Genomic DNA, 14331 nt, shown 5'->3' with positions numbered 1-14331 from the left:
TGCAGGTCTTAGGTATAAAGAAATGGCGAGGGTTTCTGGGGGTAATTCGGGTGTCCAGAGCTACCAAACAAAAAACCTTGAGTGGTACTGTAAGAACAGTAACTCTTCGAAATTTCAGCAACATACTGTAGGAACCATAGTTCTTGGCGGAAGGGTTTTGCAAACTTGTGTTCACACTATTAAAAGCAATTTAGATTGTGGATATTAAAAATCTTCAAAAAGGTGGACCACTTTATGTGGTTTTTAGGGAATCTGATGAGATTGCAGCAGTGTTCACTAGCCTTCAGCGAGCGGAAATTTATGTAGATCTCCATAAAATCTACTTTCCTGATATTCCCGTAAATTATATTTATACTAAAAATAGCTTGAGAATGTATAATTTATACCCAGTTCAGGAAATGGATCTGCTGAATGTTGAAAAAATAGCAAATAATATTCATCTAAAAAATTTTCATAAAAAGGTTGAGTGCTTTTCTGAAGAAAAATTTGATGGCTATATCTTAGTTCTCGAAAATTTTTATCATACTATCCTGGGTGCATTTGATGACATACAAAGTGCTAACATTTTCACAGATGAATACTTAGCTGTATTTCCACATCATGTTGTTGTTTTTATTGAATACCGTAAAAATATTGTTTTTCAGAACCTTTGGGAAGAGGAAAATGGAAAAATTAAATTTCTGTTCTGAGGGCACTGCCACTGTCTTGTAGTGGGCGTGCATTGACCTATTTGCTATAGAAATTGTGGTACCTATTTTGGTGATTCCAGAGTTTCTGCCACTGTTCCATTACTTCGAGTGCTCACCGGGTTGGAGAAAATTCCGGTCTGTGTGGCCTACGATGTGGACGGCGTTCGCTTTGATGAGATGCCTATGACTCAGTCGGACTTTCACCATGCAAAGCCTATTTATGAGTACTTTGACGGTTGGGCTGAGGACATTACTGAGGCTAAGACTCTTTCTCAGCTGCCCGTCAATGCCCGTAGGTACCTGGAGAAGCTCGAAGAGATCTCTGGCTGTCGTATCTCGGCGGTTGGTATTGGCCCGGTGCGCGAGCAGACTATTGTGGTTCACGTTCTGATTGATCAGGACTAATCACCCATGAGATGGGGCCCGCTCCTGGTAGGGGAGCGGTCCTCACCTTTTAAGAGATTTGTTGACTTTTTCAAAGGACAACACCTCAAAATTTTTTCTGACCGCGGTGGTTCAGTGACTGGCTAAAGTGGAATAATTCGGCGTAAGCCCGGTTGTGGTCGGCGATGGGACGGGTTATTGCTTAATTAATATCTGGCTTATCTTGCTTATTGGGTTTGGCTATCCGCAGGTGCAGGGCTGTATATGAGAGCTGGGAAAAGATCGTAGACCTTGAAAAGTTACCCAAATTTTTTTTTGGGGGTTTTAACTCTGTGGAGATATCAGTGTCTTGGTTAGTTCCGCAAACTTGGAGGTTGGCTGTAGATTAATACTTACTTTTTAAAATATTTTATTAATATGTATATATTTGCGATTAGTGTAAATAATATTAAAACCGCAAGAAAAAATCCCACAGGGGTTTTTAGGTAAAAATATGAAAATCCTAAAAGTGCTACCAGGTAAAAAGGGATCCGAGTAGTAGAAGGATTCTAGAGTATTTTTTACGACTCGTATATTTTTCTTTTAGAGACATGTTAAGCCTGCCATTCCTAGTGCTCCTAAAAAGACTATGCCTGAGCCAATAGCTGTTAGAGTTGTTGCTACAAAAGTCTTGGGTAAGGCAATAATGCTGCCCGCAAAAACAAGCCCAGATCCCACAAGACCTATAACGCTAAGTATACACATGCCCTATTATAGTCAGGCGGCGAACCATCATCCTTCACCAAACGAATATCAGAATCAATCAGATCAGAAATATATATAGGAACACTGGCCCTATCCGTATCGCGTAGAAAGAGAGGGTCACCAGTTGCATGGGGTGTTCAACATAAGCAGTTTACCCTCATGATGAATCTTCTCAACATGAATGTCAATTATTTTTTGTGTTTCGAAATATCACAAAATGGTTTCGATATTTCTACTTATTTTTCTTTTTGAATGTAAATAAAGTAGAAAGAATCCTAATTCCATAAACCAGAAAAATTAAATAGGAAATTGCAGTAAAAATAAATAGCATATAGAACACAAAAGATTTTTCGTTTTGAAAAAAGGGTATCAATGAAGTGGATAAAAATCCTATTATCCATGCAGATAGAAAAATTTTATAATCCCTCTTCATGGTTTTTTCGTCAATTCACTAATAATCCATACGAGCCCCATGAGCCCAAATCCTAGTGATGACCCTATATACCACATTCTATCTATAAATGATCCGGCTTCTACGCCGGGCAGAAAAATACCTCCCCGCTTCCCACTTTCCCGATCTGGATATACTCTTATTCGATATATAGAAAGTATTGTCCCCACTATAAAAGCCAATGCGCCGACTATAATTACTAGATTATTCATTACTACATACCCCTACTTTGCAGGCCAAAATTTACCATACGTACGAGACCAGCCCGCCCCAATACCAAGCGTTACTCCTCCATATAAGTCGTTATCTCCCGGTTAATAGATACGGTTTAGGATGTCCATGTATGCTTTTTGCGCTCATTTCTTTCTTCTTACTCATGCGGGTCAGATTCCCTGACGATATCTTGCTTTCTTCGCGCAAAAGCTTTCAAAACTTGATACCAAAAGATGATAAGAAAAACAATTGAAATTGCGATACTAATGAAGAACCATACTCCTTTGTCATGTGTTACCGGCGGAAGGAATACGCCAAAAATAGCAAAGCCAATCCACGAAGTGATAAATGCGGGGAGGTTAACATGCTCGAATATATTAAACATAAGTATTTCCTTTGTTGCTTTAGTGCAATCAATGTATAGAAAAAGGTGAAAATAAAAAATTTTTTATAAAGGGATTTTCTTCATTGCTAAATGAATGCCTCCGATAAATACTTCTATAGGGGATACAGTATATAAAATTTTATCCGCAAGGGACCCTGGTGGGATTCCTGGAATGAATATTCCTTTTTGGTTTCTTACCCGTGAGGGGTATTTCATTATTCGGTAGATACTAAAGGAAGCTCCTAGTAGGGCACCAAACATTCAAAAATACATCAACACTATTCATCGGTATCATTTCACTCCCCAGTCCCATGAAAAACTTTGAGAACACCCTACTCCGACACCGAATAAAAACCCATTGGAGGTTGATCCAGGGCTTCCATTGATAGGTACCTGCATTCCGCTCTTCCAACCTCCTCTGTGCGCGGCCTGGCAAGAACTATTATATGCTGTGCTGTACTCAGGAGTTGGGTCCCCGGAGGTTCTTCCAATAAATGTATCAGCGCTAAGCTCCCACCAGCACCTAATTCAAAACCCAACGATACATCATCGCCGTTATCTGAACTAGTGATCTTAAAAGAGAAACAAATAGCTCCACATAGGCCAAAACTAAATTGCCAGGCATCCCTACCTGCGCAGCCACCTGCTCTACCACCGCCCGACGTAAATTAATGAACCTGTTCACCGCCTTCACATCCGCAGGTGTCTTGTGGACTTTACTGTCTCTGACTAAAATGACTAGGCCTAGCTCGATATAACCCTTAGCAGCCAAGATAGATGAATCCGGCCCCCGGTCCAGCCCATGATCTTTAAAAGTGCGCGAATCATGCTTGGCCCTGGGTATAGGGTCAGTGATAGTCAAGAGTTCCCCCCAGGGGCAAATGACATGATGGTTGAACCAGCCTGTTTTCCCTTACAGAAGAAGTTTTGTTGTACCTTGGGAGCACCAATTCCAAGTAGGAATCAGGGTTCTGCCAATCGCCAAAGGCCCCGTGTTTTGAGTGAGCTGGTTTAAGGGTGGATTGAGCGGGGAAAGAGATTTTGGGGCGCTTTCTTAATGCTGTTGATGGTCCGCGCGATGGTGGGGTGAGAGGTGTCGAAGAGTTCAGTAGGGAGCTCTTCAGTGAGATTGCGCCGGTGGTAGGTTAGCGGGGCTTTGAGGGCTTGGGCGAGGGTGAATGCTGGTGGTTGGCTGCTTGGTTTTGCCCAGATGTTGGGGGTGGTGGGGCTCTTGGTGGTGTGGTGAATTGTTGAGGTGTGAGTCCTCTTGCGCGCTGGTGGAGTAATGGTTCTTTCGGTGGGTTTGAGATTATTTGTGATGATTTATCCTCATTGATTGTCATTTGCTGGTGCCGTTATCTAGTTGGTGGGTATGGGGTGTGTTCCTACTTTTGAATAAGCCTCATGGCACCCCTCAGGCTGAGTTACCCGGCAAGTTCATGTCGGTGGGGCAGGCTCCTATAGCATGGTGAGCATGGCTCTTCTCCTCAGCAAAATTGTGCGCGCCAATGGCGACATCGAAGAATACGGCACCCTGAAAGACTTCGCGGAGCTTCAACCACAGGTGGGCGACCGTACATTTGTTGGCCTTCTTGAGGCCAGTCACCAGGATCTAGAGGTTCTGGCGGCTCTCTTTGACCTCCACCCGCTGGCTATTGAAGACTCAGAGCACGGCCACCAGCGCGCCAAAATAGACCGCTATGGCGACACTTACTTCCTGGTTCTGCGGCCTATCGTCTACCTGGACGACACCGAGGAGCTTCGGCTGGGGGAGACCCACCTCTTCGTTGGTCCTCACTTTATGATTTGGTTGGTCAAAGACTCACTGCGGTCAGCCGAGAAAACCCGTGCCGCCATGAACCAGAACTTTAATGAGCTGGTAATGCAGACTTGCGCCACCAGTGCCCAGACCATGTTTTTCTTGCACGGAGTCCTGGATAGCCTGGTTGATAGCTACTACCCGGTCATAGACGGGCTAGAAAATGATGGGGACGAAATCGAAGACACCCTCTTCTCTTCCGGCGGGGAAGCCTCCGAAATCTCCCAACGCATTTACGGCCTGCTCAACGAGGTAGCCGACTTCAAACGCGCAGTAAAACCCCTGGTGCCCATGCTGGACCTGCTCATGGGCCGCCTCCGCCTGATGGAAACAACCGGTCGCACCACCGGAACCGAAGAGGGCGTAGAGCTCATTCGCCTCTTCCGCGACGTCCACGACCACGTCCTACAGATTAACGAACGGGTCGATGACCTAAAAGCATCGCTTGAAAATGCTCTGGCTGTTAACTCCACCATTGTTGCCGAACGGCAGAACGATGACATGAAGCGTATCTCCGCCTGGGCGGCGATCCTGGTCGTCCCAACGGTCATTGGGTCTATCTATGGAATGAACTTTGATGAGATGCCAGAGTTACACTGGGCCTGGGGCTACCCTGCCTCTTTGGGGCTCATGGCCCTTGTCTCCCTGATCCTCTGGGTGGTCTTCCGCAAGAAGGGCTGGCTCTAGCCCTCGGCCTTTACCTAGGGGCTGTCCGTAGGGTCTGAGTGACTAGCACAATACACAGGAGCATGAGCACACCACCGATCCCGGCGGTATAGAGAACACCCGCGTCAAAGGCCTGCTGGGCTGACTCTAGGAGCGCGCTGCCGGCCTGCCCGCCAACCTGATCCGCCACGGCAACGGCACCGCCCAGGGTTTCGCGGGCCAGTGCGGCATCAGGCTCACTGACACCTGCGGGTATGACAAGGTGGGCGAGATAGGCGGCATTGAGGATAGAACCCAGAACCGCGATACCGAGCACAGCCCCGCTTTCGTAGGCGGTTTCAGAGATAGCGGAGGCGGCCCCCGCTTTTTCAGGCGGGACTGCTGACATGATGATGTCGTTGGTCAGGGTCTCAGCGAAACCTATGCCGGTTCCTAACAGGGCGAAAGCGATCAGAATACTGGTGTCCGAGCCGGTGTGGGCGGTGAGCATGACCAGTGCGAAGGCTATCACCATGAGGCCCAGAGCCATGCAAATCATGACCCAGAGCCGCACGAACTTGACCAGGTAGACCACCACCAGGCCCGCGATAACGGAGAGCGCCAGACCGGGGAGCAGAACCAGGGATGCTTGGAGCGGGGAGAGCCCGCTCACCAGTTGCAGGTGCTGGGAAACGAAGTAGAGGAAGCCGACCAGGGAAAATACCGTCATAAGGTTAGTCAGCGCCGCCCCGGTAAACCGCTTGTTGGTGAAGAGCCTCACGTCCAGCATGGGATTCGTGCGGGTTAGCTGGCGGCGGGTAAAGATGAACCCGCAGAGCAGGGCCAGGATGAGCATACTGGCGGTGAGTAGGTCCAGGCCCTTGTGGGCAAAGTGCTTGATGGCGTAGACGGCCGGGGTCATGGTGGTCATAATGAGCACGATGCTGAGCGGGTCTATGGCACCGGGGTTGGGGTCCTTGGAATTGGGGATGAGCCAGGGCCCGAGGATGAGCAGGGGCAGCATGATGGGTAGGGCTATGAGGAAGATGGAACCCCACCAGTAGTGCTCAAGCAGGATTCCGCCGGTGATGGGCCCAAGGGCCGCGCCGGCGGCGTAGCCAGATGCCCAGATAGCTATGGCTGTGCGCCGTTCGGTGCTGTCGGTGAAAATGTTGCGGATGATGGAGAGGGTGGAGGGCATGAGGAGTGCCCCGAAAACAGCCATTCCTGCGCGGGCGGCGATCAGCCATTCTGCGCTGGGGGCAAAGGCTGCTGCGGCTGATACGAGGGTGAAACCTGCACTGCCTATCAGGAGCATGGTGCGGCGCCCGTAGCGGTCGCTGAGACTTCCTGCTGGTATGAGTAGGCCGGAGAGCACCAGGGCGTAGCTGTCGTTAATCCAGAGAAGCTGGGGGCCTGTGGGTGTTAGGTGGGCGGAGATTTCGGGCAGGGCGAAGGAGAGCACCGTGTTATCGATGGAGACCAGGAGGACCGGGAGCATGAGTACAGCGAGTGCTACCCACCTGCGGGGGTAGGGGTGCGCTGAGGGTGAGGGGTCTGGTAGGGCGGCCATTTGGCCGGTGACGGGGTGCATGCCTGCTCTTTCGCGGTGGCGGGCTACCTGGGGTCGGTATCATCGGTAGCGTGTAGCTTCTGGCCTAGAGCAGAGCCACAGCGCCTATTTTACCGTGGAAGGTTTAGTCCACCAGTACCGCTACGGTTTCGTAGGGGCGCAGGGTCAGTCGGCCTTCTGCGGTGGTGAGGTCAGGGCAATTCTTGTAATTACAGACCAGCACCTTCCCCGCCGCGAATTCTGCGGCTAGCTCCACAGCGGTATCTGCCCCGTAGAAGTTGCAGAGCACCAGTAGCTTCTGCCCCTGATATTCGCGGATAAACCCGTAGACGCTCTGGTGCTCGCGGGCAAAAGGCTCGTAGCTTCCCTCCGCAATCAGCGGCATCTGGTGGCGCAGCTCAACCAGGCGGCGGTAGAAAGGCAGAATCTTGCCATCGGCCTCCTGCCGCTCCACACTCATGAGGGCCTGGGAGGTGGGGCGTAACCAAGGCTGGACTTCGCTAAATCCAGCAAACTCAGAAGCATCCCACTGCATGGGGGTGCGAGAATTATCCCGCGACTTAGAAGCCACAACACGGAAAGCCTGCTCGGAGCTCAGCCCCCTATCCACCAGCGTACGGTAGGCCTTGTGGGACTCAATATCTACATAGTCGTCCATAGATTCATAGGCAGGGTCGATCATGCCGATTTCCTCGCCCTGGTAGATGTAGGGGGTGCCCCGGCTTAGGTGGATAGCGGCGGCCAACATGGTCGCTGATTCTTCCCGGTACAGCCCTGGATCGCCAAAGCGGTTGATAGCGCGCGGCTGGTCATGGTTATTCCAGAAAAGGGCCTGCCAGCCCCCACCCGCTTGAATACCGACTGACCAGTCGGTCAGCACCCCCTTAAGGGCCATAAAATCGAAGGGTACATCTGACCACTTCTCACCCCGGTCATAGTCCACTTTCAGGTGGTGGAAGGAGAAAACCATGTCCAGCTCCCGGCTGTCGGGCCGGGTGTAGCGCACGCTGTTCTCGATGGTGGTGGAGGACATCTCGCCCACGGTAAGCAGCCCCGGGGTGTCCCCGAAGGTCTGCTGGTTGAGTTCCTTAACCCAGGTGTGTACCTGTTCTGTGTCGGTGTAGAGCAGTTTCTCATTCTCGTCGGGGGTGGCATTACGCAGTACCTCGCTCTTGCCGATGACATTGAGAACGTCAAAGCGGAAGCCCCGCACGCCCTTGCTCTTCCAGAAGTTCACAACCCGGTGCAGTTCAGCCCGAACCTGCGGGTTGTGCCAGTTCAGGTCAGCCTGGGTGGTGTCGTAGAGGTGCAGGTAGTAGAGGTCGGTGCCCCCGAAAGGTGACCAGGCAGGCCCGCCGAACTTTGATTCCCAGGTGGTCGGCAGGCTCCCGTCGGGCTGGGCCGGGCGCAGGTAGAAGTAGTCCCGGTACTTTTGTTCACCGGCCAGTGCCCGCTGGAACCATTCGTGCTCCGTAGAGACATGATTGAGCACCATATCGACCATGACCCCGATACCGTATTCACCGAGGGCAGCTACCAGTTCCTGAAAGTCCTCCATGGTGCCCATATCCGGGTCTATGTGGTAGTAATCGGCAATGTCGTAGCCGTTATCGTTCTGGGGTGACACATAAAAAGGGTTGAGCCAGACCATATCGACCCCCAGTGAGGCAATATAGGGAACCTTCTCAAGTACACCGCGCAGATCCCCCACACCGTTACCGCTCGAATCGCGGTAGGACTTGGGGTAGACCTGGTAGATAACCTGATCATGAAAGCTCATGGTGCGCTGCTCCGTTGTGTGGGTTCCGGTAGTCGTCTGGCTAGCTGGTTCTGTGCATAGATAGCAGAAAGGGGGCGTGACAGCCTGCTGGCTGGCACACCCCACTCTACCTGTCTGACAGGTTGCCCTGTTTGGGTTATAAGAGATTTGGAACTTTATTCAGAAACTGGAATTCCCCGGCGCCTGTGGGCGAAGTCCAGGTAGCGGAACTTATCTGCCCGGTGACGAGAAATGGTGTACTGAAAGGCCGTGCCGTCGTCCAATGCGGTAATGGACGTTGTCACCGCAACGTATTCCCCAGCGTGCAGATTCAGGTACTTGGCATCGTTGGGTGTAGCCGGCTCAACCGTGATCTGCCTTGAGGCTGAGGCGATGTTCAGCCCCAGCTCCTGCTCAAAATAAGTGTAGAGCGAGTCCCTGGCTACCTCCCCCGATATATTGGGAACAACAGCTTTGACAATATAGTCATGGTCAATAATCGCCGGTGCGCCATCCATGTGGCGTACACGCATCACATGGGTAACTGGCACCTGCTCAACAGTGCCTTCTGCCAGTGCCTGGAAGGGAACCGGAGGCAACACAGCATCTTCTAGCTTAATAAGCTCGGTGAGTGTGCTGCGGCTAGCTGACTCAGCAAATTCCTTATAGCTCAACAACGATGAAACGGGTATGGAGTACCGTTTGTGATCAACCACCAGCGAACCCTTCCCCATAATGCGCTGGATATATCCCCGGTCAACCAGAATAGCCAGGGCTTTGCGAACGGTCTCACGGGATACCTGATAGCGCTCAGTCAGCTTCATCTCACTGGGCAACAAATCCCCGACACCGTATTTACCCTCATCAATGTCACGAGCCAAATCGTGGTAGATACGTTCAAATTTTCCCATTGGGTTCCCCTAAATAACATGTGCGATAGCACTCTGTGCCAAATAAAGTGAGAGCTTTTACACGGCGGTCGTGTTTCCCTATAGTCTAGGGGGCTTATCCAGGGTTTTCGAGGGAACCACCCATAAATAAATGTCACACGTTTGATGGGAATCTGAACTGAAGGAGTAGAGAAAAGTATTCCTGGGTTTGACCTACTGGAACAGTGGTTTGAGCGAGCAACCCCAAGGGGTCTGTCTAGCGCGAAAGGCACCTGCCTGGCGCGGGGTGCGCTTCGAGCCTCTGGCCCGTGAAATGCAAGAGAACCAGCCAGAGGATGCCTACCTCAAAGAAGCGGAGGGCTGGCAGAGCGATCCATGGAGTTAGCAGAAGTTCGAGGGGGAGAACTCCGGTGGGCGACGCCTGAATACTACCGTTGGCCGCGAGCAGGCGGGGCGTCCCCCTGTGCTTGCCGTGAGTAACTCTTCCTAGACAAGGCTTATTCAACAAAATCTGGGGAGAAAAACCTATCACTGTCTAAAACTCCACTATCTGAGAACACTCAGCGGTTGCATCTACCCTCACCAGCACCCGGCGTAAACTAGATACCCAAGACGACTACCACCAGTTATCAAGGGGAACACGATGCCAGAACTGCGCTCGCGCACATCCACCCACGGCAGGAACATGGCAGGAGCCCGCGCGCTCTGGCGGGCAACCGGCATGGGAGAAGACGACTTCGGCAAGCCCATTATTGCTATTGCCAACTCTTTCACCCAATTCGTTCCCGGCCACGTGCACCTGAAAAACATGGGTGAGCTGGTGGCCGGTGCTATCCGCGAAGCCGGCGGTGTAGCCAAAGAATTCAACACCATTGCGGTCGATGACGGTATCGCCATGGGCCATGACGGTATGCTCTACTCCCTGCCCTCCCGCGACCTGATTGCGGACTCGGTAGAGTACATGGTCAACGCCCACCGCGCCGATGCCCTGGTCTGTATCTCCAACTGCGACAAGATCACCCCCGGTATGCTGCTGGCCGCTATGCGCCTGAATATCCCCGTCATCTTTGTATCTGGCGGGCCCATGGAATCGGGTGCCGCCATTGACGGCGTAGTAGAGCACCGCCTGGACCTGGTAGACGCTATGGTCATGGCCGTTGACGACTCCGTGAGCGATGAGGCCCTAGCCCAGGTCGAACAGAACGCCTGCCCCACCTGCGGATCCTGCGCCGGTATGTTCACCGCCAACTCCATGAACTGCCTCAACGAAGCCATTGGCCTAGCCCTACCCGGTAACGGCACCACCCTTGCCACCCAGGTAGCCCGTAAGCAGCTCTTCCTAGAGGCCGGTGCCAAGATCGTTGAGTTGGCCAAGCGCTACTACGAGCAGGACGACGAGAGCGTCCTGCCCCGCAGCATTGCCAGCAAAGCCGCTTTCGAGAACGCTATGGCCCTGGATGTTGCAATGGGTGGCTCCACCAACACCGTCCTGCACATTCTGGCGATTGCCCACGAGGCCGGTGTGGACTTTACCCTGCGCGACATTGACGCGATTTCCCGCAAGGTGCCCTGCCTGGCTAAGGTTGCCCCCAACTCCACCCAGTACCACATTGAGCACGTCCACCGTGCCGGTGGCATCCCAGCCCTGCTGGGCGAACTTGACCGGGGTGGCCTGCTCAACCGCGACGTCCACTCGGTTCACTCCGATTCTTTAGAATCTTGGCTTTCTGACTGGGATATTCGTTCCGGCGCGGCCACCGAAACCGCTAAGGAACTCTTCCTGGCTGCCCCCGGAGGTGTTCGCACCACCCAGGCTTTCTCCACCGCTAACAAGTTCGACTCGCACGAGACCGACCCCGAAAAGGGCTGTATCCGCTCGGTTGGGCACGCCTACACCAAGGACGGCGGCCTGGCGGTGCTCTACGGCAATATCGCTGAGGACGGCGCAATCATCAAGAGCGCCGGTATCGACGAGGAACTCTTCCACTTTGTGGGTAAGGCTTTTGTCGTGGAGTCTCAGGACGAGGCCGTGTACGAGATTCTCTCCAAGAACGTTAAGCCCGGGGATATCGTGGTCATCCAGTACGAGGGCCCCAAGGGCGGGCCGGGCATGCAGGAAATGCTCTACCCCACCTCCTACCTCAAGGGCCTGGGCCTAGGTAAGCAGTGCGCACTGATTACTGACGGTCGTTTCTCGGGCGGCACTTCGGGTATCTCCATCGGCCATATCTCACCCGAGGCCGCCGCTGGTGGCGCCGTGGGCCTGATTGAGCACGGCGACGAAATTGAGATTGACGTCCATAACCGGATTCTGCGCGTGAATGTACCCGATGAGGTCCTAGCCGCCCGCCGTGCCGCTAAGGGCCCTGCCCCCTGGAAGCCCACCAAGCCGCGTGAGCGCCAGGTGTCCAGTGCCCTGCGGGCCTACGCTTCGATGGTAACCAGCGCCGATAAGGGTGCTGTGCGCATCGTACCCGAGTAAGGGGTAGCTTCTGAGGTTTTCCGGTAAAGCCGGGGTGGCTTCAAGCCCCCCGGCTTTTTCGTCTTTTGAGTTACCGGTGAGTAGGAGTTTTACTGTTGAGAGAAGGGCTGCTCTGTCCAGTGGGTGGGGCGCCGGTAGCAATTAGTCAGTCTCCTGAGATAGCTTTAAGGGGTAAGCATAATACCGACAACCCCATAGGAGATGAATAATGTGGACATCACGCCCGCGCATATTAAGAAATGCCAGTTAACCTGGGAGCCGCCAGATTACACCAGCTCTTACCCGGCGGGCTTCACTGAACAGGGTGTAGCCGTCATCGCCGTGGTCATGGACCAGATACGGGTTGCCGGTGACTGCCATGTTGGGCTCACGGCTTTTGTGTTTATCTCTCGGGAGAACGGGGACCGCGAAGTTCTAGAGTGCGAACCTATCGCGGAATCTCTCACTCACTGTCTGATGGAACCCTGCGATACGGTACACACCGACATGCTGGGTCGCGCCATCCTGGCCGCTATGGATGTTATCCCCGAGGAATACAAACAGAACCTGATGACCGTAGCTGCAGATAAGCACTACCTTAAACTGCTCTTCCGTAAGTTCACTGCCTTCCGCGACTTCATGGAATACCGTTCCTTGGATAAGGTGATGAACCCCTATGAGTCTCACTCGCTGGGGGAAATTCACGTGAAACTTCTGGGCACCCCGGCGGCAGAACTTATGCCTCACTTCTTTGATGAGGCTTCCCGACTAGCCCACCGTGAACTTGAGCAGAACACCGCCCAGCTCCCCCTGGAAAAGCTGGCGGAGTACAGTGTCTTTACTGACTGCTCTTACCGCTCTACCAACAACAAGCGCTACCATAAGGGTGGCCGCATGGGTATTGGTGGGGTGAGTGAGGACGGCTTCTTCTTTCACTCCCACTACGATGCCACCAACATTATGACCGGGGAGCTCTCGGCCATGCTGGCGGCTTTCAATATCTTCTACCACGGCGGTCGGCAGCTGATTATTCACACTGACTCCCTGGGGGCGCTTACCTTTGTGTTGCGTCTGGCCCATAACCGCTGGGTCTATAAGACTTGGACAACCGAGGGTGTGCAGAACCAGCAGGTCTTAGACGAGATGGAGCGGCTCACTGCGGCTATCCGTGAGCGTCGGGTGCTGGTTAAGCATGTCCCTGGGCATTCAGGGCACGGGCTTCAGGAGTCATCCGACTCGGTTTCTAAGATGCACCGTCATTTCCCCGGGCAGATCGTGGAAAAGGGGTACGTTTCTGAGTTCAACCAGCGGTGCGAGTCGATTATTACCGCGCTCTCCGGGTGCGAAAAAGCGCTCCGGCTACCGTGTGCTGAGTGGATTCAGATTAAACCCTCGGTTGTTCACGCCCGTAACCGGCTCTGGAAGTAGGTAGGGATCCACAGCAAAGAGGCCACCTGTTTTTACCTTCATTGGAGGGAGAAACAGGTGGCCTCTTGAGGCGCGGTAGGGGAGAGCCCTAGAGAGCTTTTGCCTTCTTATCTTTCTGGGCACGGAGGATGAGCCACACGAAAGTGCCTACCAGGGCAAGAGCGACTAGGGCGTACACTACCTTGGAGTACCGATCAATGAATCCTTCAACAACAGGCCAGTTTTCACCGAGTATCCAGCCGCAGTAGATGAGCAGGGCGTTCCAGATAGCTGAACCCAATAAGGTGTAGAGGCCAAAAGTTATGGGGTTCATGCGGTGAACACCGGCAGGAATGGAAATAAGGGAACGGATACCCGGGATAACACGCCCGATGAGGATAGAGGCCTTACCGTACTTGTCGAACCAGATAAGTGCACCATCGACGTCCTCCACTTTGACCAGCCACATCTTATCTGCGATACGGCGTAGGCGGTCAGCTCCGATTGCCGCCCCCAGGTAGTAGAGGAAGTAGGCTCCTGCCAGTGAACCGATGGTAGCCCAGATAAAAGCTGCAAAGATATTCATGGACCCCTGGGATGCAGTGAAACCGGCCAGCGGCAGAATCACCTCAGAGGGAATGGGCGGGAAGACGTTTTCAAGGAAGACGGCCAGGCCAACACCGGGTGAGCCGATGGCTTCCATGATAGAGATAACCCAGTCGATGATGTTCTGGAGCACAGGGGCCCTTTCGTGGGGTGGCGGTGAGGGGCGTTTAAGCAATGTCCCCCAGTTTAGCTGAGGGTGTCTGACTTAGCATAGGCGCTAGGGCCTTAGGCCTCTTTCCCCCCAAGGAACTGTGATAGCGGAACCTACTTTTAGTTTCTTCTTACCGGGGCGGGTACTTCCGGTG

The 14331-nt window shown here is 52.9% G+C and carries 11 protein-coding genes and 1 pseudogene; 6 read left to right on the top strand and 6 right to left on the bottom strand.

What is annotated here, in order from left to right:
* Window positions 1–197 precede the first annotated feature (197 nt).
* On the top strand, window positions 198–689 hold the full coding sequence (locus ACN082_RS07675; RefSeq protein ID WP_419100272.1) for a hypothetical protein: 492 nt from the start codon (window positions 198–200) through the stop codon (window positions 687–689).
* Window positions 690–737: 48 nt separating this feature from the next.
* Window positions 738–1094: pseudogene (locus ACN082_RS07670) on the top strand (adenylosuccinate synthetase); the annotation flags it as partial.
* A gap of 1544 nt (window positions 1095–2638) precedes the next feature.
* Here ACN082_RS07670 and ACN082_RS07665 read toward each other — a convergent pair.
* On the bottom strand, window positions 2639–2866 hold the full coding sequence (locus tag ACN082_RS07665; protein ID WP_419100271.1) for a hypothetical protein: 228 nt from the start codon (window positions 2864–2866) through the stop codon (window positions 2639–2641).
* Between the two features lie 523 nt (window positions 2867–3389).
* On the bottom strand, window positions 3390–3728 hold the full coding sequence (locus ACN082_RS07660; RefSeq protein ID WP_419100270.1) for a hypothetical protein: 339 nt from the start codon (window positions 3726–3728) through the stop codon (window positions 3390–3392).
* 612 nt (window positions 3729–4340) lie between these two features.
* On the opposite strand from ACN082_RS07660, the gene ACN082_RS07655 reads away from it, so the two are divergent.
* Complete coding sequence (locus ACN082_RS07655) at window positions 4341–5372, top strand: magnesium and cobalt transport protein CorA (protein WP_419100269.1); 1032 nt, start codon at window positions 4341–4343, stop codon at window positions 5370–5372.
* 10 nt (window positions 5373–5382) lie between these two features.
* Here ACN082_RS07655 and ACN082_RS07650 read toward each other — a convergent pair whose 3' ends face one another.
* The 3 genes from ACN082_RS07650 to treR all read right to left on the bottom strand — a co-directional run bounded on the left by ACN082_RS07650 (window position 5383) and on the right by treR (window position 9573).
* Window positions 5383–6903 carry an MFS transporter gene (locus tag ACN082_RS07650; RefSeq protein WP_419100354.1) on the bottom strand — a complete coding sequence of 507 codons (1521 nt, stop codon included), beginning with the start codon at window positions 6901–6903 and terminating at the stop codon, window positions 5383–5385.
* A 124-nt stretch (window positions 6904–7027) separates the two neighbouring features.
* Window positions 7028–8683, bottom strand: a complete 1656-nt coding sequence (locus ACN082_RS07645) for an alpha,alpha-phosphotrehalase (protein WP_419100268.1) — start codon at window positions 8681–8683, stop codon at window positions 7028–7030.
* A gap of 155 nt (window positions 8684–8838) precedes the next feature.
* Window positions 8839–9573: a trehalose operon repressor gene (gene treR / locus ACN082_RS07640; protein ID WP_419100267.1), complete on the bottom strand. Its 735-nt coding sequence runs from the start codon at window positions 9571–9573 to the stop codon at window positions 8839–8841.
* Window positions 9574–9760: 187 nt separating this feature from the next.
* On the opposite strand from treR, the gene ACN082_RS07635 reads away from it, so the two are divergent.
* From ACN082_RS07635 to ACN082_RS07625, 3 genes are all read left to right on the top strand, one after another.
* Entirely contained in the window at window positions 9761–9937 is a 177-nt protein-coding gene (locus tag ACN082_RS07635) for a hypothetical protein (protein ID WP_419100266.1), read from the top strand.
* Window positions 9938–10195: 258 nt separating this feature from the next.
* Window positions 10196–12034, top strand: a complete 1839-nt coding sequence (gene ilvD / locus ACN082_RS07630) for a dihydroxy-acid dehydratase (RefSeq protein WP_419100265.1) — start codon at window positions 10196–10198, stop codon at window positions 12032–12034.
* A 210-nt stretch (window positions 12035–12244) separates the two neighbouring features.
* Window positions 12245–13441, top strand: a complete 1197-nt coding sequence (locus ACN082_RS07625) for an RNase H family protein (protein WP_419100264.1) — start codon at window positions 12245–12247, stop codon at window positions 13439–13441.
* An 88-nt stretch (window positions 13442–13529) separates the two neighbouring features.
* On the opposite strand, the gene ACN082_RS07620 is transcribed toward ACN082_RS07625, so the two are convergent.
* Complete coding sequence (locus tag ACN082_RS07620; protein WP_419100263.1) at window positions 13530–14159, bottom strand: DedA family protein; 630 nt, start codon at window positions 14157–14159, stop codon at window positions 13530–13532.
* Window positions 14160–14331: the final 172 nt, after the last annotated feature.

Source organism: Rothia sp. CCM 9417 (assembly GCF_048513575.1).
In the GTDB taxonomy this organism is placed as follows: domain Bacteria; phylum Actinomycetota; class Actinomycetes; order Actinomycetales; family Micrococcaceae; genus Rothia.
This window is presented reverse-complemented; position numbering and strand designations above follow the sequence as displayed.

Excerpts from the sequence above, each read along its gene's own strand:
- treR (WP_419100267.1), bottom strand. The coding sequence starts at position 9,573 with ATGGGAAAATTTGAACGTATCTACCACGATTTGGCTCGTGACATTGAT.
- ACN082_RS07645 (WP_419100268.1), bottom strand. The coding sequence starts at position 8,683 with ATGAGCTTTCATGATCAGGTTATCTACCAGGTCTACCCCAAGTCCTAC.
- ACN082_RS07650 (WP_419100354.1), bottom strand. The coding sequence starts at position 6,903 with ATGGCCGCCCTACCAGACCCCTCACCCTCAGCGCACCCCTACCCCCGC.
- ilvD (WP_419100265.1), top strand. The coding sequence starts at position 10,196 with ATGCCAGAACTGCGCTCGCGCACATCCACCCACGGCAGGAACATGGCA.
- ACN082_RS07655 (WP_419100269.1), top strand. The coding sequence starts at position 4,341 with ATGGCTCTTCTCCTCAGCAAAATTGTGCGCGCCAATGGCGACATCGAA.
- ACN082_RS07665 (WP_419100271.1), bottom strand. The coding sequence starts at position 2,866 with ATGTTTAATATATTCGAGCATGTTAACCTCCCCGCATTTATCACTTCG.